Raw genomic sequence first — 20,806 nt, 5'->3', positions numbered from 1 at the left:
CATTTCGGTTCCTCCATAGTTCAGTCGGTAGAACGGCGGACTGTTAATCCGTATGTCACAGGTTCAAGTCCTGTTGGGGGAGCCAACTTCTCAGACTTAGTTATTTTGTATATTCTATATTCTTTCCCTTTTAGAAAAACGATTTAATGTTATATCATTTAATCTTTATCATATAAAACCCCTAAACTTACTGCTTTTGTAGCCCCTGTTACTGTTGGGATATTTGAAGGTAAATGGTGTATTTTGGCATAAGCTAACCATGCAAAAGCTATCGCTTCCATATCATCTGTATTGAAGCCTAGGTGATCGGTTGTTTGTACTTGCCAATTAGCTAATAGTTTAGTTAATCGTTGCATAATAAGTTGATTTTTCGCACCACCACCGCATACGAAAAGTTCACAAGCAAGTAATGGGTCTATGGCGGCTTTTTTGATTTGATCGGCAATTGTTTTTGCAGTTAATTCGACTAGCGTTGCTTGTATATCTTGTTGAGAAATATCATGCTGGAGCGGTGTGATTGCATTTAGATGTTTATTTAACCAAGATATATTAAATATTTCACGTCCAGTACTTTTAGGTGCTGTTAAGCCAAAATAAGGTTCAGTTAAAAGTTGATTTAAAAGCGGTTGATTTATGTTACCCGTGCTTGCCCATTGCCCATTTTTGTCATACGGTTGATTAAGGTGTTTATTAATCCAACTATCTAATAATACATTTCCAGGGCCCGTGTCATAACCCATAATAGGATGATTAGGGATAAGGAGCGTAATATTGCTGATGCCGCCAATATTAACAATAATGCGATTTTTTTGTTTATCAAATAATATAGCTTGATGAAAGGCCGGCACCAGTGGCGCACCTTGACCGCCAAAAGCCATATCTTTACGTCGAAAGTCAGCGATTGTCGTTATATTGGTTTTTGCAGCAATAATATTGGCATCACCGAGTTGTAAAGTAAATGGGTACTCACCTTGTGGTGCATGATAAATAGTTTGTCCATGACAGCCAATTGCGCGAATATTTTTTTTATCTAGTTGATTATCACTAATAAATTGATTGATACAATTTGCATATAATTGACCTAATTGATGATCAAGTTCACCAAATTGTTGAAGTGACGCGTGTTTTTTTTCACATAAGATTAATAATTGTTGCTTAAGCGTGCTAGGAATAGGATAGCAATTGCTCACAAGCGGTTTGATTGTATTATTGTCAATCTCGATTAATGCAATATCGACCCCATCCATACTCGTTCCAGACATGACACCTATATAATATTTTTGCATTTTTTATCCTTGTCGAATAATGTTTCCAGTTTGAATATCACGAATTTCTGATGGTGAGGTTCGATGCCCTAACTCTCCTTGTAAAATGGCTATATTATCGCCAAATTGCTGCCTAATTTCGGCGACGCTAAGGCAAGCTGGCTGATTGGATAAGTTAGCACTGGTTGATACTATCGGTTTACCAAATAGATCACATAACTGTTTAACGATCGGGTGATTTGTAACCCTAACAGCAATTGTATTAAATTGCCCAGTTAAATAAAAAGGGGTATTAGCATGCTTTGGAAAGAGCCATGTTATAGGACCTGGCCAGGTGGCAAAAGCGTGTTGTTTTTGCTTTGCACTTATGGCTGATTCATCAATATAAGGTTGTAATTGTGAATAATGACTGGCAATTAGAATAAGTCCTTTTTCAATCGGTCGTTGTTTCAGTTTTAAAATTTTTAAAACGGCATCTTGATTATCAGGATCACAACCTAATCCATATACAGCTTCAGTTGGATAGGCAATTACATCGCTATTGATTAATCGTTGATAACCTTCATTTAAAGTGAGTAGAGTTTGCATAACATGTAAAATTTCAATTTTTTAGTTATTTATCAATTTGGTTATTTATCAATTTAATTGTTTACCAATTTAATTGGGGATAAACAGCAGCCGTTAAATCGACAACTTGTTGCATCGTTATTTTTTTTATTCTTGGATCGATTAAGTTGCTAAGTCCTCGAGCAATTACGTCATCTCCTAAAACATAGCACTGAGTTGTTTTCTGTAATATTTGTTCTAAAATTGCATGGTTTTTTAATGCTAATAAAACGCCATTTTGCCAAAAAAGAACATGATCACAAGAAGTTATCAAGCCGAGATTGCTAGGCAATAATTCACGAATTGAAATATTGGCTGTTGATATTGTATGTAACATGGCTTTGTCTTTATCGTCGGTATATTGCGTTAAATATCGTAAATTTTTTAACTAATTTTCGATGCTAAAATGATTTTTAGATCATATATCTAAAGGGCGAATTAGTATATAATAATTACTTTTTAAACTGTAAAGTATATACCATGAAGTCTATTATTTTAGCAGATGAGTCAGAAACCATTCATGCTGGGCAACAATTGGCAAAACAATGTTTACATTATTTATCGATTCATGACGAAGCTATAGTAATTTATTTAATGGGTGATCTAGGTGCTGGTAAAACCACTTTTAGTCGCGGTTTTTTACAAGCGTTAGGACATCAGGGTAATGTAAAAAGCCCAACTTATACTTTAGTTGAACCTTATCAATTTAGTGATTTTTCAGTTTATCATTTTGATTTATACCGATTGATCGATCCAGAAGAGCTCGAATATATGGGTATTCGAGAATATTTTTCTTCACATGCTATTTGTTTAATTGAATGGCCAAATCAGGCTCAGGGAATTTTACCTAAGGCAGATATTGAAATTTCTTTGTCTTACGAAGGCTTAGGACGTAGCTTATCAATAAAAGCCTTGTCTGATAAGGGGCTTTTTATTATTCAAACTTAATCTATTATTATTCAAATTAAAAACGTTATGATTAAATCTAGTGTGATCTTTATTATTATTTGTTTATTTTGCTTTTCAGCGCAAGCTGCAAAAGTCGTTGTGGCTATTGATGCCGGTCATGGCGGTAAAGACTCTGGTGCAATAGGCAACAAAGGTTTTTATGAAAAAACAGTCACTATGTCGATTGCAAAAAAATTAGACATTTTATTAAATAAAGATCCACAATTTAAAAGTGTGTTGACGCGCAATAGTGATCAGTTTATTTCGGTTTCGCAGCGTTCTGAGATTGCCCGTAAAAGTAAAGCCAATTTATTAATTTCTATTCATGCTGACTCTGCACCAAATATTAAAGCCAATGGTGCTTCAGTTTGGGTGTTATCAACTAAACGCGCCGATACAGAATTAGGTCGATGGATCGAGCAACACGAAAAACAATCAGAATTGTTAGGTGGCGCCGGCGATGCGCTTAGTGATGATAATAATCCTCATTTAAGTCAAGCTATTTTAGATTTACAATTTTCTTATTCTCAGCGTGTCGGTTATGAACTTGCGGAGCAGGTATTACAAGAATTAGCAAAATCGACAAAAATTCATATCAAACAACCCAAATATGCGAGTTTAGGGGTATTAAGATCGCCCGATATTCCATCAATTTTAATCGAAGTTGGTTTTATTTCTAATCGACAAGAAGAAATTTTATTGGCCAATAATGAACATCAAAATAAATTAGCCAAGGCAATTTATTTAGGTATTAAAAACTATATAAAAAGCCATCCTCGATTTGGAGAGCAACACTAATGGCTATTCATATTTTATCACAACAATTAGCCAATCAAATTGCGGCGGGTGAAGTTGTTGAACGTCCATCATCCGTTATAAAAGAATTAATTGAAAACAGTTTAGATGCTGGTGCAAGTCAAATAGATATTTCCCTTGAACAAGGTGGCAATAAATTGATTCATATTCGCGATAATGGTTGCGGTATTGTTAAAGCTGAGTTGTGTTTAGCATTAGCGCGCCATGCGACGAGCAAAATTGATTGTTTGGACGATCTGGATACGATTATGAGTTTAGGTTTTCGAGGTGAGGCTTTAGCAAGTATTAGTTCAGTTTCTCGTCTTACATTGACTTCTCGAACTCAAGAACAATCTGAAGCTTGGCAAGTGTATGCAGAAGGGCGCGATATGACGCCCATCATTAATCCAGCCTCTCACCCGGTTGGGACAAGTGTTGAAGTTTTAGATTTATTTTATAATACCCCTGCACGTCGTCGTTTTTTGAAGACCGAAAAAACAGAATTTATGCATATTGAAACGTTTATAAAACGGATTGCGCTTGCTTATCCAGATGTTAGTTTTAATTTGACGCATAATAAAAAATTAGTAAAACAATATCGCAAAGAATCGTTAGAAAAAAGAGTATCAGCAGTATGTGGTACATTATTTATGCAAAATGCTGTTAAGCTAGATTGGCAACACGATGATCTTGCTATTGAAGGATGGGTGGCTAATTTAGATATTCCTGACTTACAGTATTTTTACGTGAATGGGCGAGTTGTTAAAGATAAATTATTAAATCACGCATTAAAACAAGCTTATACTCAGCAAGATAATAGCTTACAAAGTTATGTTATTTTTTTACAAATTGATCCTAAACAAGTCGATGTTAATGTCCATCCGGCTAAACATGAAGTTCGTTTTCATGAAGCTAGACTTGTGCATGATTTTGTCTATCAAGCGGTTGTTATGGCGTTAGAGTCTGGGCAAACAAGCACACAAGATAAACCCATATTTAATGAGAATCGACCAGCCGCTGGTTTAAATATTTTTAATACATCTGCTAATTCAATTGTGTATCCATCACCTTATTCATCAACTAAGCGATCTCGTAATCATGCTGCAGAGAATGCCTTGTATGGTAAATTGATTAACCATCCCCCTAATGAAGCTATCATTCCATCAATAAAGGTAGATTTACCAGATTCATCGATAACCGAGTCTCAACAAGCTGTCATTGAATCTTTATTTCCAAAGCGCAATAATCCTTTACCTTCATTAAATGCGATAACTTCAACGATAACGAGTTCATCCGTTTTTCAATTTGGCCGAGTTTTAACGGTTGTACAACCTGATTTAGCTTTATTAGAAAAACAGCAAGATAATGATCAAATTTTTATGTTAATGAAATTAGCCGATGCCAAAAAGCGGTTAATTGCCATTAAATTATTAGCACATGATTGTGATAATTTATTAATTCCGTTGGTAATTTTGATTTCTAAACAAGAACAACAGACTTTAAATCTAAATAAACCGTCATTAACTTTTTTAGGTTTTGATTTTTATATAGAAAAAAATAAGCTCTATTTACAAAGTGTGCCTAAAATGTTGCGAAATTTAAATTGGCAGCAATTATTACCTGTTATGCTTTCTTTTTTAATCGAGTCGAAGGATAACGAAATTAAGGATCCGACGGTTATAGCCAATTGGTTAGCAGGACAATATAATGAAAACAACGTTGAGGAATGGAATGTAAGTAAAGTTATTCAATTACTTGCAGATCTTGAACAAATAGATTTGCCTCTTTTACAGCATGATGCTTTTTTATTTCCAATTGATCTCAAATTATTTATTCAAGCTAGTTAATTATGAACAAATCTAAAATTTTTACTTTAATGGGACCGACAGCATCCGGTAAAACTGCTTTGGCGATGGCATTATGTGATAAATACCCTATTGATATTATTAGTGTTGATTCAGCGCTTATTTATCGAGGTATGGACATTGGTACTGCAAAACCAACGATAGCGGAGCAACAACAATACCCGCATAAATTGATTGATATTTGTTCTCCAACTGACAGCTACTCTGCCGCTAATTTTCGTTTAGATGCCATTTTTGAAATAGAAGCAAGTCTAGCAAATAAGCGTATACCACTTTTAGTGGGTGGTACAATGCTTTATTTTAAAGCGCTCATTGAAGGGCTTTCGCCATTACCCGCAGCAGATAATACGATTCGTCAGCAAATAGCTGAAAAAGCGGATCGATTAGGTTGGCAAGCTATTCATGAAGAATTAAAGCAAGTAGATCCTGTTTCGGCTAAACGCATTCATCCAAACGATCCGCAACGAATAAATCGAGCTTATGAAGTTTATTTATTAACAGGTAAAAGTTTGACTGAATTAACAAAAGAAACAGGGCAAACTCTTAATTATGATATTGTCCAATTTGCAATTATGCCAACGGATAGAGCAGTATTACATCAGCGAATCGAAGATAGATTTTTACAAATGTTAAAATTAGGATTTGCAGAAGAAGTAGAAAAAATCATTCAGTTACCTAATATCAATTTGAACTTACCATCAATGCGTTGTGTTGGTTATCGCCAAATGTGGGAATATCTGCAAGGTGATATCAGCTACGATGAAATGGTTTTTAAAGGTATTTGTGCGACAAGACAATTAGCTAAGCGACAAATTACTTGGCTCCGGGGTTGGAAACATCCTGTAAATTGGTTAAATGTTGATAATATTGATGGTATTGAAAGCTATTTTGTTAACAATGTTTAAATTGTTTATTTAGGATTATAAAATTATGTTATAATACTTGCACATAATTAAAAATCCCATTAATAAATTTAATAATCACCTACTTTTTATATATTGATTTTTATCGATTTAATTATTTTAAATTGAATCGTACTAAGTTGTGGATAAATTTAGTTTATTAGTTTTAAAGGGGTATTTTTTTATGTTAATGTGAACACATTTTAACTGAGTAGTAAAATTAGACGTTTTTATCTAGTTTTACTTATAATTATTAATCTATCTTATTATTTGTATCTTAAAGGAAACTATCATGTCAAAAGGGCAATCATTACAAGATCCTTATTTAAATTTGTTACGCAAGGAACATATTCCTGTATCAATTTATTTGGTGAATGGCATTAAATTACAGGGCCAAATTGAATCTTTTGATCAGTTTGTTATTTTATTAAAAAACACTGTAAGTCAGATGGTTTATAAACATGCAATCTCGACAGTTGTTCCATCAAGACCTATTTCTGGAATGTTATCTCAATCTGAAGAGGAAACGGAAAACTGATTTACTTCAGTGGAGATTTTGATTGTTTGAACGACATAGAGGCGGTGAAACTGCTTTATTAGTACATGTATTTTTCCCTCAAGAAAGCGATATCGAGGATCTCAATGAGTTTGAAGAACTTGTTTCTTCTGCTCAAATAGAAATCCTCGATATTGTTACAACTTCAAGAAAAACACCGCAATCTAAATATTTTATAGGCGAAGGTAAGGCCTTAGAAATTGCTGAAAAAATCAAACAACTTGATGTCCAAGTTGTTATTCTTAATCACTCAATTACCCCTTCTCAAGAAAGAAATCTTGAAAAAATTTTCCAATGTAAAGTTATTGATAGAACTGGTTTGATTCTTGATATTTTTGCAAAACGAGCAAGAACTTACGAAGGAAAATTACAAGTCGAATTAGCGCAACTACAATATTTATCGACACGTTTAGTACGAGGTTGGACTCACCTAGAAAGGCAAAAAGGTGGGATTGGGCTGCGAGGTCCAGGTGAAACGCAACTTGAAACGGATAGGCGGTTAATTCGTAATCGAATGCAATTAATCTTAAATCGATTAGCGAAAGTCGAAAAACAACGTAACCAAAATCGCAAGTACAGGAATAAAGCAAATCTATCTACTATTTCATTAGTTGGTTATACTAACGCCGGCAAATCAACCTTATTTAATACGTTAACTCAAGCAAATGTTTATGCAGCCGATCAGTTATTTGCGACATTAGATCCTACATTACGACGTATTAATATCAATGATGTCGGTGAAGTTGTATTGGCAGATACAGTTGGTTTTATTCGCCATTTACCACATGATTTAATTGCTGCTTTTAAAGCAACACTATTAGAAACACAAGAAGCCGCTTTGTTACTGCATGTTGTTGATGTAGCCGATAGTAATTTAATTGAAAATATGCAAGCGGTCGATGAAGTCCTTGCTGAAATTGACGCTGATAATATTCCCGTTCTTTTAGTTATGAATAAAATTGACTTAGAAGAAGGAATAACCCCTCGCATTGATCGAAATGAAAATGGTTTACCTATTCGGGTTTGGATTTCAGCGCAAAACAATTTAGGATTAGATCTTCTTTTTACGGCATTAAAAGAAAGGCTAGCTAAACAACTTAAAGTTTGTCACTTAAATTTACCGATGCAATTAGCTAAGTTACGTAGCCGTTTATATCACTTAAATGCCATAGAACATGAAAAAATTAATGAAGATGGTAGTTTTAGTCTAGATATTCGACTACCATTAATAGAGTGGAATCGACTCTGTAAACAAGAGCCAGATCTGCTATACTTACTCACTTCTTAAAATGATAATTAACTGTTAACTGGAGTTATAATATATGGCGTGGAATCAGCCCGGCAATAACGGACAAGATAACGATCCATGGGGTAATAGAAATAAACCAAGTGGCTCATCGAAAAGTCCATTGGATACAATGAAAAACCTATTCAAAAAAGGTAACCCTAATAATGGTAAAGGCTCTTCTACCAAATTACCTTTTAATACAACAATGCTCATCATAATTGTTGCAGTTGCAGCTATTTTATTATGGGCTATTAGTGGATTTTATACCGTCAATCAAAGTGAACGTGGTGTAATTACTCGTTTTGGTCGAATCCAACCACAAATTATAGAGCCTGGGTTAAATTGGAAACCTTCATTAATTGATAAAGTTTATTTAATTGATACCCAAGGGACACGTAATTTTAATGTGCAAGGATTTATGATCACTGCCGGTGAAAATTTAATTTTTGTGGAAATGAACGTTCAATATCGTATCACAAATCCGCGAAATTATTTATTTAATGTGACTAATGTTGAAGATAGCTTACGTCAAGCGGCTGATAGTGCTTTGCGTACTGAAGTGGGTAGTTCTAATATGGATGCTATTTTAACTGATGGACGTTCAATATTAGAGACACACACAAAAGATGAACTTATTAAAATTATTTCCAATTATGATATGGGAATTACTATAGTTGATCTCAATTTCCAATCTGCTCGCCCACCAGAACAAGTCCAAGATGCGTATAATGACGCTATTAAAGCTCGAGAAGACCGGGAAAGAGAAATCAATAAAGCTGAAGCCGATAAGGTACAATTAGTCCAACAGGCCGAAGGTAAAGCCGCACGAATCCTTGCAGATGCAAATGCATACAAAGTACGTATTGAATTAGAAGCCGCCGGTGATATTGCTCGCTTTGAGCAAATTCTGCCGCAATATAAAGCAGCTCCTGCAATCACTAAAGAACGTCTTTATATTGAAGCAATGGAAAAAATCTTAAGCAATACCAATAAAGTCATGGTAAATGATAAAAGTGGCAATTTAATGGTATTACCTTTAGAAAAACTGCTAAAAAATACAAATGATATCAGTCATTTAAATCAATCCAATCCTAATAATGGTTATAATTTTAATTTAGGTTCGTCGAATAATGAATCGACTAAAATTAATCAATCATTAATGAATCAGCAAAATAATATTAACTCATCAAGTAATAATACAAACAGCGTTAATACTACTCGTACTATAGGACGAAGATAAGGAGAAAAATGAAAATGCGTAAATTATTAATTCCTATAGTTTTATTATTAATCGGTATATTTTTTGCTAGTGTTTATGTGATTGAAGAAGGCTCAAGAGGGGTTGTACTAAGATTTAATAAAATTATTGGATTATCTAATCCTGGCTTACATTTTAAAATTCCAGGTATTGATCATGTCAAAGTAATAGATGCTAAAATCCAGACAACAGATAGTTCACGTGAACAAAAATTTATTACTCGTGAGAAAAAAGATCTTATTGTCGATTATTTTGTACAATGGAAAATTGTCGATTTTAATCGTTATTATGAAACTGTTGCTGGTGGTAATAATGTTCAAGATTTATTACTTGCACGTTTAAACGGACGTTTACGCGCTGAAATTGGTAAATTAGCTATTCGTGATATTATTAATGATTCAAATGAAGATGTTAATTCTCGAAATTCGTTAATGCTACGCGTAAAAAATGCTTTAAATGGTACAGAATCTATTGATACAGAGAATCAAATAGGTAATAAAAATTCAGATCAATCATTATTAGCTAATACAAGTATGCGAGCTTTTGGCGTTAATATCATTGATGTCCGTATTAAACAAATTAATTTCCCGTCTGAAGTATCTGGTGCGATATATGCAAGAATGAGCACCGAACGTGAAGTTGTTGCTCGAGATCAACGTTTCCAAGGTGTTCGTGAAGCAGAAGAAACACGCGCTAAAGCGACACTTGAGGCAACTAAAATCTTATCTGAAGCAGAACGCCAATCGCGTGTAATTCGCGGTGAAGGTGAAGCGAATGCAGCTAAATTATATGCAGATGCTTTTGGTAAAGATATCGAATTTTTTAGTTTTATTCGCAGTCTTAAAGCATATGAACAAAGTTTTACAGGTAATGATGTCATGGTTATTAGCCCAGACAGCGAATTTTTCCGTTATATGCAATTAACATCAAATTATAAAATGAGTAAATAAAATATGAGTAATAACGTTGTAGTATTAGGTACTCAATGGGGCGATGAAGGCAAGGGTAAAGTTGTCGATTTGCTCACTGAAAAAGCAAAATATGTTGTTAGATACCAAGGTGGACACAATGCGGGTCATACTTTAGTTATCAATGGCGAAAAAACAGTATTACATCTTATCCCTTCTGGCATTTTACGTGATGGTGTTACCAGTATCATTGCTAATGGTGTGGTACTTAGTCCAGATGCATTAATGAAAGAAATGAAAGATCTTGAAGATAAAGGAATTCCTGTTAAAGAAAGACTTTTAATTTCTGAATCTTGTCCATTAATCTTACCTTATCATATTGCTTTAGATCAGGCTCGAGAAAAAGCTCGAGGTAATAAAGCGATAGGTACAACAGGTCGAGGAATTGGACCCGCATACGAAGATAAAGTTGCTCGTCGCGGTGTGCGCGTTGGCGATCTTCGTGACCGTAAAGCTTTTGCCGAAAAATTAAAAGAAATTATGGAATATCATAATTTTCAATTAGTAAATTATTACAAAACAGAAGCTGTCGATTACCAAACGGTTTTAGATGAAACGTTAGCTATTGCTGATATTTTAGTAGCAATGATTGCTGATGTGCCAGCGCTTTTAGAAGATGCACGTAAAAAAGGCGATCGCATTATGTTTGAAGGAGCTCAAGGGACATTACTCGATATTGATCATGGTACGTATCCTTTTGTAACTTCATCAAATACGACAGCGGGTGGCGTTGCAACGGGATCGGGTTTTGGCCCTAGGTATGTTGGTTATGTTTTAGGAATTGTAAAAGCCTATTCAACACGTGTAGGTGCAGGTCCATTCCCAACAGAATTATTTGATGATGTTGGTGAATATTTATGTAAGCAAGGTAATGAATTTGGTGCAACAACGGGGCGTCGTCGTCGCACGGGTTGGCTTGATATTGTCGCTGTTCGCAAAGCTGTACAATTAAATTCAGTATCAGGTTTTTGTTTAACTAAACTTGATGTGCTTGATGGATTAAAAGAAGTTAAACTTTGTATTGGTTATCAATTACCATCAGGTGAAATTATTGAAAATGCACCTGCTTCAGCTGAAGAATGGAGCCTCGTTAAACCTGTATATGAATCTATGCTGGGTTGGAGTGAGTCTACTTTTGGCGTGAAAAGCTATGACGAATTACCAGTTGCTGCTAAAAACTACATTAAACGAATTGAAACTTTAACCGAAACACCTATTGATATTATATCGACAGGACCCGATCGAGAAGAAACAATTATCTTACGTGATCCTTATCAAGCGTAATTTTAGAATAAAAAACGGGATAATTATCCCGTTTTTTATTTTTAATCTCAAACAAGTTATCTCAAAATATAGTAATAATAGTTAATGAGGATTTATCATGGTTAAAATTGGTACACCTTTATCTTCAACAGCAACTAAGGTTTTATTATGTGGAGCTGGAGAACTTGCAAAAGAATTAGTGATTGAATTACAAAGGCTTGGTTGTGAAGTCATTGCAATTGATCGTTATGCTAATGCGCCTGCTATGCAAGTAGCTCATCGCGCTTATGTTATTAATATGCTTGATGGTGAAAAGCTCAAAAAATTGGTTGCGAATGAAAAACCTGACTATATTGTTCCCGAAATAGAAGCAATTGCAACAGATGCATTAGTAAGCTTAGAAGAAGATGGATTTACAGTTATTCCGACGGCAAAAGCTGTTCAAATAACCATGAATCGAGAAGGTATTCGCAAATTAGCTGCAGAACAATTATCAATATCAACTTCTCCATATCAATTTGCCGCGAATAAAAGCGAATTTAAACAAGCTATAAAATCAATGGGTTTTCCTTGCCTTGTTAAACCCATCATGAGTTCTTCAGGTAAGGGGCAATCCTTACTTCGAAATGAAGGTGATATTGAAAAAGCGTGGCAATATGCGCAAGAAGGGGGGAGAGCTGGAGGTGGTAAAGTAATTGTAGAAGGTTTTATTGATTTTGATTATGAAATCACATTATTAACCGTAAGTCATAGTGGGGGTATATCATTTTGTGAACCAATTGGGCATCGACAAGAAAAAGGTGATTATCGAGAATCATGGCAACCTCAATCAATGTCAACGCAAGCAATAGAAAAAGCGCAACAAATTGCGATGAAAATCATTCAAGCACTTGGTGGCTATGGATTATTTGGTGTCGAATTTTTTGTTAAAGGTGATAAAGTTTGGTTTAGTGAAGTTTCACCAAGGCCACATGATACCGGAATGGTTACTTTAATTTCTCAGAATCTTTCTGAATTTGCTTTGCATGCTCGGGCAATATTAGGGTTACCTATCCCAAATATCGAACAATATGGATTTTCAGCATCAGCCGTTATTTTAGCGGAAGGGCAATCAAAAACGATTAGTTTTGGAAATTTAGATAAAGCACTCAGTGAACCAGAGACGGATATTCGTTTATTTGGAAAACCCGAAATTATAAGCACAAGGCGATTAGGAATTGCACTGGCTAGAGCAAATAATGTGCACTTAGCAGTAGATAAGGCAATTAATGTGGTAAAACAAATAAAAATAACGTTATAATCAGCATCCCTTAGCAATGAGGGAATGTTAAAAAATTTTATTTTCTGTTTTTAGAATAAATTTTTTCTAAGATAAAAATTAAATATAAGGCGGAAGTAGAATTTTTCTTTTTAAGATAAAAGGTTTTGATGATAATGTAATCAACCAAATCAAAAAAAGAAATTTTTTAAAATAAGTGTTGACAAACAAAAAACACTAGCGTAATATACGCAACCCTTGAGACAGCAACTTCACTAATTAAGAAGAGGTGAAGAGTTAAAAATAACGGGCTGTCAGCTCTTTAAAAATTAAGAAACAGACAATCTGTGTGGGCACTTGTAAGGCAGAAGAATAGAAGCCGAGAGGCGAGAATTAAGAAGTCTTAATAAGTGAACTCGAGATTCATTTGACGAAAGTTAAAGAAAGAAGCGGAGACAGTTATTGAGCATCAAACTTTAAATTGAAGAGTTTGATCATGGCTCAGATTGAACGCTGGCGGCAGGCTTAACACATGCAAGTCGAACGGTAACAGGGTAGAGCTTGCTTTACTGCTGACGAGTGGCGGACGGGTGAGTAATGTATGGGAATTTGCCGAATGGAGGGGGACAACAGTTGGAAACGACTGCTAATACCGCATAAAGTTGAGAGACCAAAGGGTGGGATCGCAAGACCACTCGCCATTTGATGAGCCCATATGGGATTAGCTAGTTGGTAGGGTAAAGGCTTACCAAGGCGACGATCTCTAGCTGGTCTGAGAGGATGACCAGCCACACTGGAACTGAGACACGGTCCAGACTCCTACGGGAGGCAGCAGTGGGGAATATTGCACAATGGGGGGAACCCTGATGCAGCCATGCCGCGTGTGTGAAGAAGGCCTTCGGGTTGTAAAGCACTTTCGGTGAGGAGGAAGTAGCTACATGAATAGTGTAGATTATTGACGTTACTCACAGAAGAAGCACCGGCTAACTCCGTGCCAGCAGCCGCGGTAATACGGAGGGTGCAAGCGTTAATCGGAATGACTGGGCGTAAAGGGCATGTAGGCGGATAATTAAGTTAGGTGTGAAAGCCCTGGGCTCAACCTAGGAATAGCATTTAAAACTGGTTAACTAGAGTATTGTAGAGGAAGGTAGAATTCCACGTGTAGCGGTGAAATGCGTAGAGATGTGGAGGAATACCGGTGGCGAAGGCGGCCTTCTGGACAGATACTGACGCTGAGATGCGAAAGCGTGGGGAGCAAACAGGATTAGATACCCTGGTAGTCCACGCTGTAAACGATGTCGATTTGGAGTTTGTTGCCTAGAGTGATGGGCTCCGAAGCTAACGCGATAAATCGACCGCCTGGGGAGTACGGCCGCAAGGTTAAAACTCAAATGAATTGACGGGGGCCCGCACAAGCGGTGGAGCATGTGGTTTAATTCGATGCAACGCGAAGAACCTTACCTGGTCTTGACATCCACAGAATCTTGCAGAGATGTGAGAGTGCCTTCGGGAACTGTGAGACAGGTGCTGCATGGCTGTCGTCAGCTCGTGTTGTGAAATGTTGGGTTAAGTCCCGCAACGAGCGCAACCCTTATCCTTTGTTGCCAGCACGTAGAGGTGGGAACTCAAAGGAGACTGCCGTTGATAAAGCGGAGGAAGGTGGGGACGACGTCAAGTCATCATGGCCCTTACGACCAGGGCTACACACGTGCTACAATGGCGTATACAAAGGGAAGCGACCTCGCGAGAGCAAGCGGACCTCATAAAGTACGTCTAAGTCCGGATTGGAGTCTGCAACTCGACTCCATGAAGTCGGAATCGCTAGTAATCGTGAATCAGAATGTCACGGTGAATACGTTCCCGGGCCTTGTACACACCGCCCGTCACACCATGGGAGTGGGTTGCACCAGAAGTAGATAGCTTAACCTTCGGGGGGGCGTTTACCACGGTGTGATTCATGACTGGGGTGAAGTCGTAACAAGGTAACCGTAGGGGAACCTGCGGTTGGATCACCTCCTTACGAAGACCTTGCAAGTGTTCACACAGATTGTTTGTTGAAGAAGAGATAGCACGTCCCCTTCGTCTAGAGGCCTAGGACATCGCCCTTTCACGGCGGTAACAGGGGTTCGAATCCCCTAGGGGACGCCACTTTAAGATGGGTTATTTCTTTGAATATTATCTGAGTATTAATGCGTATATGAATGCGTTAATAGTGAGATAAAGCTCTTTAAAAATTAGGAACAAGCTGAAAGAAACGAGTTCTCGGCTTATGATACGAGGTGAGAGCCGGAAGTATGATAAGAAGAGAAGAAAGCGTAAACCGAGACAACTGCGAGTTGTAAGGTTAAGAAATTAAGCGTACACGGTGGATGCCTAGGCAATCAGAGGCGAAGAAGGACGTGTTAATCTGCGAAAAGCGACGGTGAGCTGATAAAGTGCGTTGAGCCGTCGATGTCCGAATGGGGAAACCCAATGTAGGAGACTACATTATTGTCTAATGAATAAATAGTTAGACAAGGCGAACCGGGAGAACTGAAACATCTAAGTACCCCGAGGAAAAGAAATCAACCGAGATCCCCCGAGTAGCGGCGAGCGAAAGGGGGTCAGCCCAAAGCGGGTAGCTTAAGGTATTAGTGGAAGCGTCTGGAAAGTCGCACGAAAGAGGGTGAAAGTCCCGTACACGAAAGTACTTTAAGTGGAAGCTTGAAGAGTAGAGCGGGACACGAGAAATCCTGTTTGAAGAAGGGGGGACCATCCTCCAAGGCTAAATACTCCTGATTGACCGATAGTGAACCAGTACCGTGAGGGAAAGGCGAAAAGAACCCCGGGAGGGGAGTGAAATAGACCCTGAAACCGTGTACGTACAATCAGTGGGAGCATAATTAAGGTTATGTGACTGCGTACCTTTTGTATAATGGGTCAGCGACTTATATTCTGTAGCAAGGTTAACCGAATAGGGGAGCCGAAGGGAAACCGAGTATTAACTGTGCGAATAGTTGCAGGGTATAGACCCGAAACCCGGTGATCTAGCCATGGGCAGGTTGAAGGTTGGTTAACACTAACTGGAGGACCGAACCGACTAATGTTGAAAAATTAGCGGATGACCTGTGGCTGGGGGTGAAAGGCCAATCAAACCGGGAGATAGCTGGTTCTCCCCGAAAGCTATTTAGGTAGCGCCTCATGAGTAACTGTTGGGGGTAGAGCACTGTTTCGGCTAGGGGGTCATCCCGACTTACCAACCCGATGCAAACTCCGAATACTGACAAGTTTAATCATGGGAGACACACGGCGGGTGCTAACGTTCGTCGTGAAGAGGGAAACAACCCAGACCGCCAGCTAAGGTCCCAAAGTCATAGTTAAGTGGGAAACGAAGTGGGAAGGCTTAGACAGCTAGGATGTTGGCTTAGAAGCAGCCATCATTTAAAGAAAGCGTAATAGCTCACTAGTCGAGTCGGCCTGCGCGGAAGATGTAACGGGGCTAAAACTATGCACCGAAGCTGCGGCAGCGACAGAAATGTTGTTGGGTAGGGGAGCGTTCTGTAAGCCGTAGAAGGTGTGTTGTGAGGCATGCTGGAGGTATCAGAAGTGCGAATGCTGACATAAGTAACGATAAAGCGGGTGAAAGGCCCGCTCGCCGGAAGACCAAGGGTTCCTGTCCAACGTTAATCGGGGCAGGGTGAGTCGACCCCTAAGGAGAGGCTGAGAGGCGTATCTGATGGGAAACGGGTTAATATTCCCGTACTGTGTATAACTGCGAAGGGGGGACGAAGAAGGCTAGGTTTACCACCTATTGGATGGTGGGTTAAGCATGTAGGCGAGTGATTAGGCAAATCCGGTCACTGAAACGCTGAGGTGTGATGACGAGGTGCTAAGGCACTGAAGTAATTGATGCCCTGCTTCCAGGAAAAGCCTCTAAGCTCTAGGTTATAGACAATCGTACCCGAAACCGACACAGGTGGTCAGGTAGAGAATACTAAGGCGCTTGAGAGAACTCGGGTGAAGGAACTAGGCAAAATGGTGCCGTAACTTCGGGAGAAGGCACGCTGATATTAATTGAAATCCCATGCGGACGTAGGTGAAATCAGTCGAAGATACCAGCTGGCTGCAACTGTTTAATAAAAACACAGCACTCTGCAAACACGAAAGTGGACGTATAGGGTGTGACGCCTGCCCGGTGCTGGAAGGTTAATTGATGGGGTTATCCGCGAGGAGAAGCTCTTGATCGAAGCCCCAGTAAACGGCGGCCGTAACTATAACGGTCCTAAGGTAGCGAAATTCCTTGTCGGGTAAGTTCCGACCTGCACGAATGGCGTAATGATGGCCAGGCTGTCTCCACCCGAGACTCAGTGAAATTGAAATTGCCGTGAAGATGCGGTGTACCCGTGGCAAGACGGAAAGACCCCGTGAACCTTTACTATAGCTTGACAGTGAGCATTGAGCCTTAATGTGTAGGATAGGTGGGAGGCATAGAAGTATGTACGCCAGTATGTATGGAGCCGACCTTGAAATACCACCCTTTAATGTTTGATGCTCTAACCTATACTTCTGAATCGAGGTAAGGGACACTGTCTGGTGGGTAGTTTGACTGGGGCGGTCTCCTCCCAAAGAGTAACGGAGGAGCACGAAGGTTAGCTAATCCTGGTCGGACATCAGGAGGTTAGTGCAATGGCAAAAGCTAGCTTGACTGCGAGAGTGACGGCTCGAGCAGATACGAAAGTAGGTCATAGTGATCCGGTGGCACTGAATGGAAGGGCCATCGCTCAACGGATAAAAGGTACTCCGGGGATAACAGGCTGATTCCGCCCAAGAGTTCATATCGACGGCGGAGTTTGGCACCTCGATGTCGGCTCATCACATCCTGGGGCTGAAGTAGGTCCCAAGGGTACGGCTGTTCGCCGTTTAAAGTGGTACGCGAGCTGGGTTTAGAACGTCGTGAGACAGTTCGGTCCCTATCTGCCATGGGCGTAGGAAAATTGAGAGGGTTTGCTTCTAGTACGAGAGGACCGAAGTGAACGCACCGCTGGTGTTCGGGTTGTGATGCCAATTGCATTGCCCGGTAGCTACGTGCGGAATAGATAAGTGCTGAAAGCATCTAAGTACGAAACTAGCCTTGAGATGAGTTTTCCCTAATGAGAATTAGTAAGGTCCGTTTAAGACTAAGACGTAGATAGGTCAGGTGTGTAAGTGTAGTGATACATTGAGCTAACTGATACTAATGAACCGAGAGTCTTAACCTTACAACTCGGAGTTGTTTGGAGCGCGAGAAGAATTTAGCTTGAGCCTAATGAGAAGCTAGCGAGAGTTAGTTGAAGAAGAGAGACAGGATATGTCTGGCGGTAAGAGCGCGGTGGTCCCACCTGACCCCATGCCGAACTCAGAAGTGAAACGCCGTAGTGCCGATGGTAGTGTGGGTATTACCCATGTGAGAGTAGGGAGCCGCCAGACTTTTATATAGAGAGCCCAGTATTTATACTGGGCTTTTTTGCATTTATTTGAAATAATTAACTCTATCTATCTATCTATCTATCTATCTATCTATCTATCTATCTACCTATCTACCTATCTATTACCTACCTACTATTCAAATCCATTTGTAACAGTCATTAACTGCTGAGATTATCTTTTTAGTCTTGTTAACTATCGTGTAAAGCAAGGAATATTAACTGAAGTATAATTTACAGTGTCAAAAATCAAATGAAAGTATTTTATTTTTTTTAGGGTTTAAATTAAGGTTTATTTATTTTAAATATTCTATTATTTATTGCTATTAATATTTTTTTAATATTCAAGACCTCGATACCAATAAAGGCGATAAGTAATGAAAAATAGCAGAAAGACTTGAGTCTTTCACAGTATATTAACGAACAAAATTGCTCAGATGCTTTTATATTTGTGGAATGAAATAGGCGCTTAATGAAGTAAATCTATTTTACAGGTGTGCGATTTTAAAGGAAAAAATAATATTAATAAAAAAGCAATCTCTTTACTAGATTGCTTTTTATGATGAAAGTAGGCAAAAAATCTAATAACTTAGCCAAGCAAGAGAGCATCATCACTAACTTCTTCACCACGAATTTTACCAAACATATTAAGTAAATCATTTACTGTTAATTTATTACGCTCGTTGCCAGAGACATCTAAAACGACTTGTCCTTGATGTAACATAATTGTACGGTTGCCATATTCTAGCGCTTGTTTCATGGAATGGGTTACCATCATGGTAGTTAATTTATTTTCTGACACAATTTTATTGGTAAGATCTAATACAAATTGTGCTGTTTTGGGATCTAGAGCGGCTGTATGTTCGTCTAATAATAATATTTTAGATGGCTGTAAGGTGGACATTAATAAACTTACTGCTTGCCGTTGACCACCCGATAATAATCCCATCAAATCGGATAAACGCTTTTCTAAGCCTAAATCGAGAGTTGTAAGTTTATCTTTAAAAATCGTTTTTAATGCTTCATTTAATGCTGGCAGTAAGTTAAATGATTTCCCACGATTATAGGCAAGCGCTAGATTTTCTTCGATAGTCAGATTCTCGCAAGTGCCAATCATTGGATCTTGAAACACTCTTGCAACTTTATCAGCCCGTTTCCAAGCAGGCATACGAGTCACATTTTGGTTATCGATTAAAATGCTTCCTGAATCAACAAACAGGTCGCCACTAATGGCATTAAGTAATGAGCTTTTACCGGCACCATTACTACCAATAATGGTAACAAATTCTCCTTCTTCGATCATAAGATCAAGACCACGCAAAACATGATTTTGAATAGGAGTACCTTTATTAAAGGTCAATTGTAGTTGCTTAACTTTTAGCATGACGTTATCCTCGTTTTATTGACCATTTTTTTAATTGTTTAGGGATCACAAGTGCAAGGACAACTAAAATAGCGGTGATCAGATTTAAATCTTCAGTACCTACACCAATATGCTGTAAAAATTGACTATCTAATGCAAAAGCAATAAATAATCGGTATAAAATCGCACCTAGAATCACAGCGAACATAATTGCCCAAAGACGTTTAGTTGGGAAAATACTTTCGCCAATAATAATAGAAGCTAAACCTATTACAATAGTTCCGACACCAATAGTAATATCTGCATTACCTTGGGTTTGTACAAATAACGATCCACCTAATGCAATTAATCCATTAGAAATTGCCATACCTAGAATGGTTATACTTCCAGTCGGTATGCCTTGTGCTCTTGCCATTCGCGGATTTGTTCCTGTTGCACGTAAAGCCAGGCCCATTTTAGTTTTTAAAAATAAATAAAGTAATAACCAGCATACGATTACAAAAATCAAAATGATTAAAGGTTGGACTAAATACTGATTACTTTCATCAATATTTAAAAATGGTGAAAATAGGGTGGGTAGATTTAATAATGATAAATTAGGTGAACCGGCTAAACGATTGGTTTCATCCATTACATAAGGAGCAATACCTAAAATACGTAAATTAATTGAATAAAGCGCAATCATAACAATAATGCTTGATAATAATTGTAAAATGTTTAATTTTACATTTAAGATACCTGTTATAGCACCTGCTACGCAGCCCGCTAACATACCCAATAAGGTTGCTAATAAAGGATCAACACCTATATAAATAAAAGTACCACAAACAGCTCCGCCTAATGGAAAACTTCCATCAGCAGTTAAATCGGGGAAATCCAATAAGCGAAAGGAAATATATACGCCTAAACTGACTAGCGCATATATTAGTCCGATTCCGCAAGAATTTAAAAAAAATTCAAAATCCATTAAGTTTATCCAATATAGTAATTAATACATCAATAATTTTGACAAAAAGAAAATTCACATTTT

General features: G+C 38.0%; 15 protein-coding genes, 2 tRNA genes and 3 rRNA genes. 15 read left to right on the top strand and 5 right to left on the bottom strand.

Features of this window, described 5'->3' with window-relative positions:
* Positions 1 to 9: 9 nt before the first annotated feature.
* A tRNA-Asn gene (locus ACSYSW_RS01090) sits at positions 10 to 85 on the top strand.
* Positions 86 to 158: 73 nt separating this feature from the next.
* Here the strand turns inward: ACSYSW_RS01090 and ACSYSW_RS01085 are convergent.
* The 3 genes from ACSYSW_RS01085 to tusB form a co-directional block, all read right to left on the bottom strand.
* A complete protein-coding gene (locus ACSYSW_RS01085) occupies positions 159 to 1,286 on the bottom strand; it encodes an anhydro-N-acetylmuramic acid kinase (protein ID WP_491705098.1) in 1,128 nt (375 codons plus the stop codon).
* Between the two features lie 3 nt (positions 1,287 to 1,289).
* Complete coding sequence (gene tsaC / locus ACSYSW_RS01080) at positions 1,290 to 1,853, bottom strand: L-threonylcarbamoyladenylate synthase type 1 TsaC (RefSeq protein WP_491705099.1); 564 nt, start codon at positions 1,851 to 1,853, stop codon at positions 1,290 to 1,292.
* Between the two features lie 61 nt (positions 1,854 to 1,914).
* Positions 1,915 to 2,208, bottom strand: a complete 294-nt coding sequence (tusB, locus tag ACSYSW_RS01075; RefSeq protein WP_491705100.1) for a sulfurtransferase complex subunit TusB — start codon at positions 2,206 to 2,208, stop codon at positions 1,915 to 1,917.
* Positions 2,209 to 2,351: 143 nt separating this feature from the next.
* Here tusB and tsaE point away from each other — a divergent pair, with 143 nt between their 5' ends.
* The 14 genes from tsaE to rrf all read left to right on the top strand — a co-directional run bounded on the left by tsaE (position 2,352) and on the right by rrf (position 18,417).
* On the top strand, positions 2,352 to 2,819 hold the full coding sequence (tsaE, locus tag ACSYSW_RS01070) for a tRNA (adenosine(37)-N6)-threonylcarbamoyltransferase complex ATPase subunit type 1 TsaE (RefSeq protein WP_491705101.1): 468 nt from the start codon (positions 2,352 to 2,354) through the stop codon (positions 2,817 to 2,819).
* Positions 2,820 to 2,846: 27 nt separating this feature from the next.
* On the top strand, positions 2,847 to 3,617 hold the full coding sequence (locus ACSYSW_RS01065; protein WP_491705102.1) for an N-acetylmuramoyl-L-alanine amidase: 771 nt from the start codon (positions 2,847 to 2,849) through the stop codon (positions 3,615 to 3,617).
* Positions 3,617 to 5,461, top strand: a complete 1,845-nt coding sequence (mutL, locus tag ACSYSW_RS01060; protein ID WP_491705103.1) for a DNA mismatch repair endonuclease MutL — start codon at positions 3,617 to 3,619, stop codon at positions 5,459 to 5,461. Before ACSYSW_RS01065 ends, mutL begins: the two co-directional genes overlap by 1 nt.
* Positions 5,462 to 5,463: 2 nt before the next feature.
* Positions 5,464 to 6,384 (top strand): tRNA (adenosine(37)-N6)-dimethylallyltransferase MiaA, encoded by a 921-nt coding sequence (gene miaA, locus ACSYSW_RS01055; RefSeq protein WP_491705104.1) that lies wholly within the window; start codon positions 5,464 to 5,466, stop codon positions 6,382 to 6,384.
* A 289-nt stretch (positions 6,385 to 6,673) separates the two neighbouring features.
* Positions 6,674 to 6,919: an RNA chaperone Hfq gene (gene hfq, locus ACSYSW_RS01050; protein ID WP_491705105.1), complete on the top strand. Its 246-nt coding sequence runs from the start codon at positions 6,674 to 6,676 to the stop codon at positions 6,917 to 6,919.
* A gap of 22 nt (positions 6,920 to 6,941) precedes the next feature.
* Complete coding sequence (gene hflX, locus ACSYSW_RS01045; RefSeq protein WP_491705106.1) at positions 6,942 to 8,225, top strand: ribosome rescue GTPase HflX; 1,284 nt, start codon at positions 6,942 to 6,944, stop codon at positions 8,223 to 8,225.
* 34 nt (positions 8,226 to 8,259) lie between these two features.
* A complete protein-coding gene (gene hflK, locus ACSYSW_RS01040; protein ID WP_491705107.1) occupies positions 8,260 to 9,465 on the top strand; it encodes an FtsH protease activity modulator HflK in 1,206 nt (401 codons plus the stop codon).
* A gap of 14 nt (positions 9,466 to 9,479) precedes the next feature.
* Positions 9,480 to 10,433, top strand: coding sequence for a protease modulator HflC (gene hflC, locus ACSYSW_RS01035; RefSeq protein ID WP_491706129.1), 954 nt, complete (start codon positions 9,480 to 9,482; stop codon positions 10,431 to 10,433).
* Positions 10,434 to 10,436: 3 nt separating this feature from the next.
* Positions 10,437 to 11,735: an adenylosuccinate synthase gene (locus ACSYSW_RS01030; RefSeq protein ID WP_491705108.1), complete on the top strand. Its 1,299-nt coding sequence runs from the start codon at positions 10,437 to 10,439 to the stop codon at positions 11,733 to 11,735.
* Positions 11,736 to 11,832: 97 nt separating this feature from the next.
* A complete protein-coding gene (gene purT / locus ACSYSW_RS01025) occupies positions 11,833 to 13,014 on the top strand; it encodes a formate-dependent phosphoribosylglycinamide formyltransferase (RefSeq protein ID WP_491705109.1) in 1,182 nt (393 codons plus the stop codon).
* Positions 13,015 to 13,450: 436 nt separating this feature from the next.
* Positions 13,451 to 14,992, top strand: a 16S ribosomal RNA gene (locus ACSYSW_RS01020).
* A gap of 52 nt (positions 14,993 to 15,044) precedes the next feature.
* A tRNA-Glu gene (locus ACSYSW_RS01015) sits at positions 15,045 to 15,120 on the top strand.
* A gap of 194 nt (positions 15,121 to 15,314) precedes the next feature.
* Positions 15,315 to 18,209: ribosomal RNA gene (locus tag ACSYSW_RS01010) — 23S ribosomal RNA — on the top strand.
* Between the two features lie 92 nt (positions 18,210 to 18,301).
* A 5S ribosomal RNA gene (gene rrf, locus ACSYSW_RS01005) occupies positions 18,302 to 18,417 on the top strand.
* Together the 16S, 23S and 5S rRNA genes with 1 tRNA gene alongside form the textbook arrangement of a ribosomal RNA operon.
* Before the next feature lie 585 nt (positions 18,418 to 19,002).
* Here the strand turns inward: rrf and ACSYSW_RS01000 are convergent.
* Positions 19,003 to 19,797: an ABC transporter ATP-binding protein gene (locus ACSYSW_RS01000; protein WP_491705110.1), complete on the bottom strand. Its 795-nt coding sequence runs from the start codon at positions 19,795 to 19,797 to the stop codon at positions 19,003 to 19,005.
* Positions 19,798 to 19,801: 4 nt separating this feature from the next.
* Positions 19,802 to 20,743 carry an ABC transporter permease gene (locus tag ACSYSW_RS00995; protein ID WP_491705111.1) on the bottom strand — a complete coding sequence of 314 codons (942 nt, stop codon included), beginning with the start codon at positions 20,741 to 20,743 and terminating at the stop codon, positions 19,802 to 19,804.
* Positions 20,744 to 20,806 lie beyond the last annotated feature (63 nt).

The organism is Gilliamella sp. ESL1225 (assembly GCF_058502635.1).
The sequence above is the reverse complement of the archived record's forward strand: the minus strand, read 5'-3'. Positions and strand labels throughout refer to the sequence as shown.

Excerpts from the sequence above, each read along its gene's own strand:
- tsaE (WP_491705101.1), top strand. The coding sequence starts at position 2,352 with ATGAAGTCTATTATTTTAGCAGATGAGTCAGAAACCATTCATGCTGGG.
- tsaC (WP_491705099.1), bottom strand. The coding sequence starts at position 1,853 with ATGCAAACTCTACTCACTTTAAATGAAGGTTATCAACGATTAATCAAT.
- purT (WP_491705109.1), top strand. The coding sequence starts at position 11,833 with ATGGTTAAAATTGGTACACCTTTATCTTCAACAGCAACTAAGGTTTTA.
- mutL (WP_491705103.1), top strand. The coding sequence starts at position 3,617 with ATGGCTATTCATATTTTATCACAACAATTAGCCAATCAAATTGCGGCG.
- ACSYSW_RS00995 (WP_491705111.1), bottom strand. The coding sequence starts at position 20,743 with ATGGATTTTGAATTTTTTTTAAATTCTTGCGGAATCGGACTAATATAT.
- ACSYSW_RS01065 (WP_491705102.1), top strand. The coding sequence starts at position 2,847 with ATGATTAAATCTAGTGTGATCTTTATTATTATTTGTTTATTTTGCTTT.
- tusB (WP_491705100.1), bottom strand. The coding sequence starts at position 2,208 with ATGTTACATACAATATCAACAGCCAATATTTCAATTCGTGAATTATTG.
- hflC (WP_491706129.1), top strand. The coding sequence starts at position 9,480 with ATGCGTAAATTATTAATTCCTATAGTTTTATTATTAATCGGTATATTT.
- miaA (WP_491705104.1), top strand. The coding sequence starts at position 5,464 with ATGAACAAATCTAAAATTTTTACTTTAATGGGACCGACAGCATCCGGT.
- ACSYSW_RS01030 (WP_491705108.1), top strand. The coding sequence starts at position 10,437 with ATGAGTAATAACGTTGTAGTATTAGGTACTCAATGGGGCGATGAAGGC.
- ACSYSW_RS01000 (WP_491705110.1), bottom strand. The coding sequence starts at position 19,797 with ATGCTAAAAGTTAAGCAACTACAATTGACCTTTAATAAAGGTACTCCT.
- hflK (WP_491705107.1), top strand. The coding sequence starts at position 8,260 with ATGGCGTGGAATCAGCCCGGCAATAACGGACAAGATAACGATCCATGG.
- hfq (WP_491705105.1), top strand. The coding sequence starts at position 6,674 with ATGTCAAAAGGGCAATCATTACAAGATCCTTATTTAAATTTGTTACGC.
- ACSYSW_RS01085 (WP_491705098.1), bottom strand. The coding sequence starts at position 1,286 with ATGCAAAAATATTATATAGGTGTCATGTCTGGAACGAGTATGGATGGG.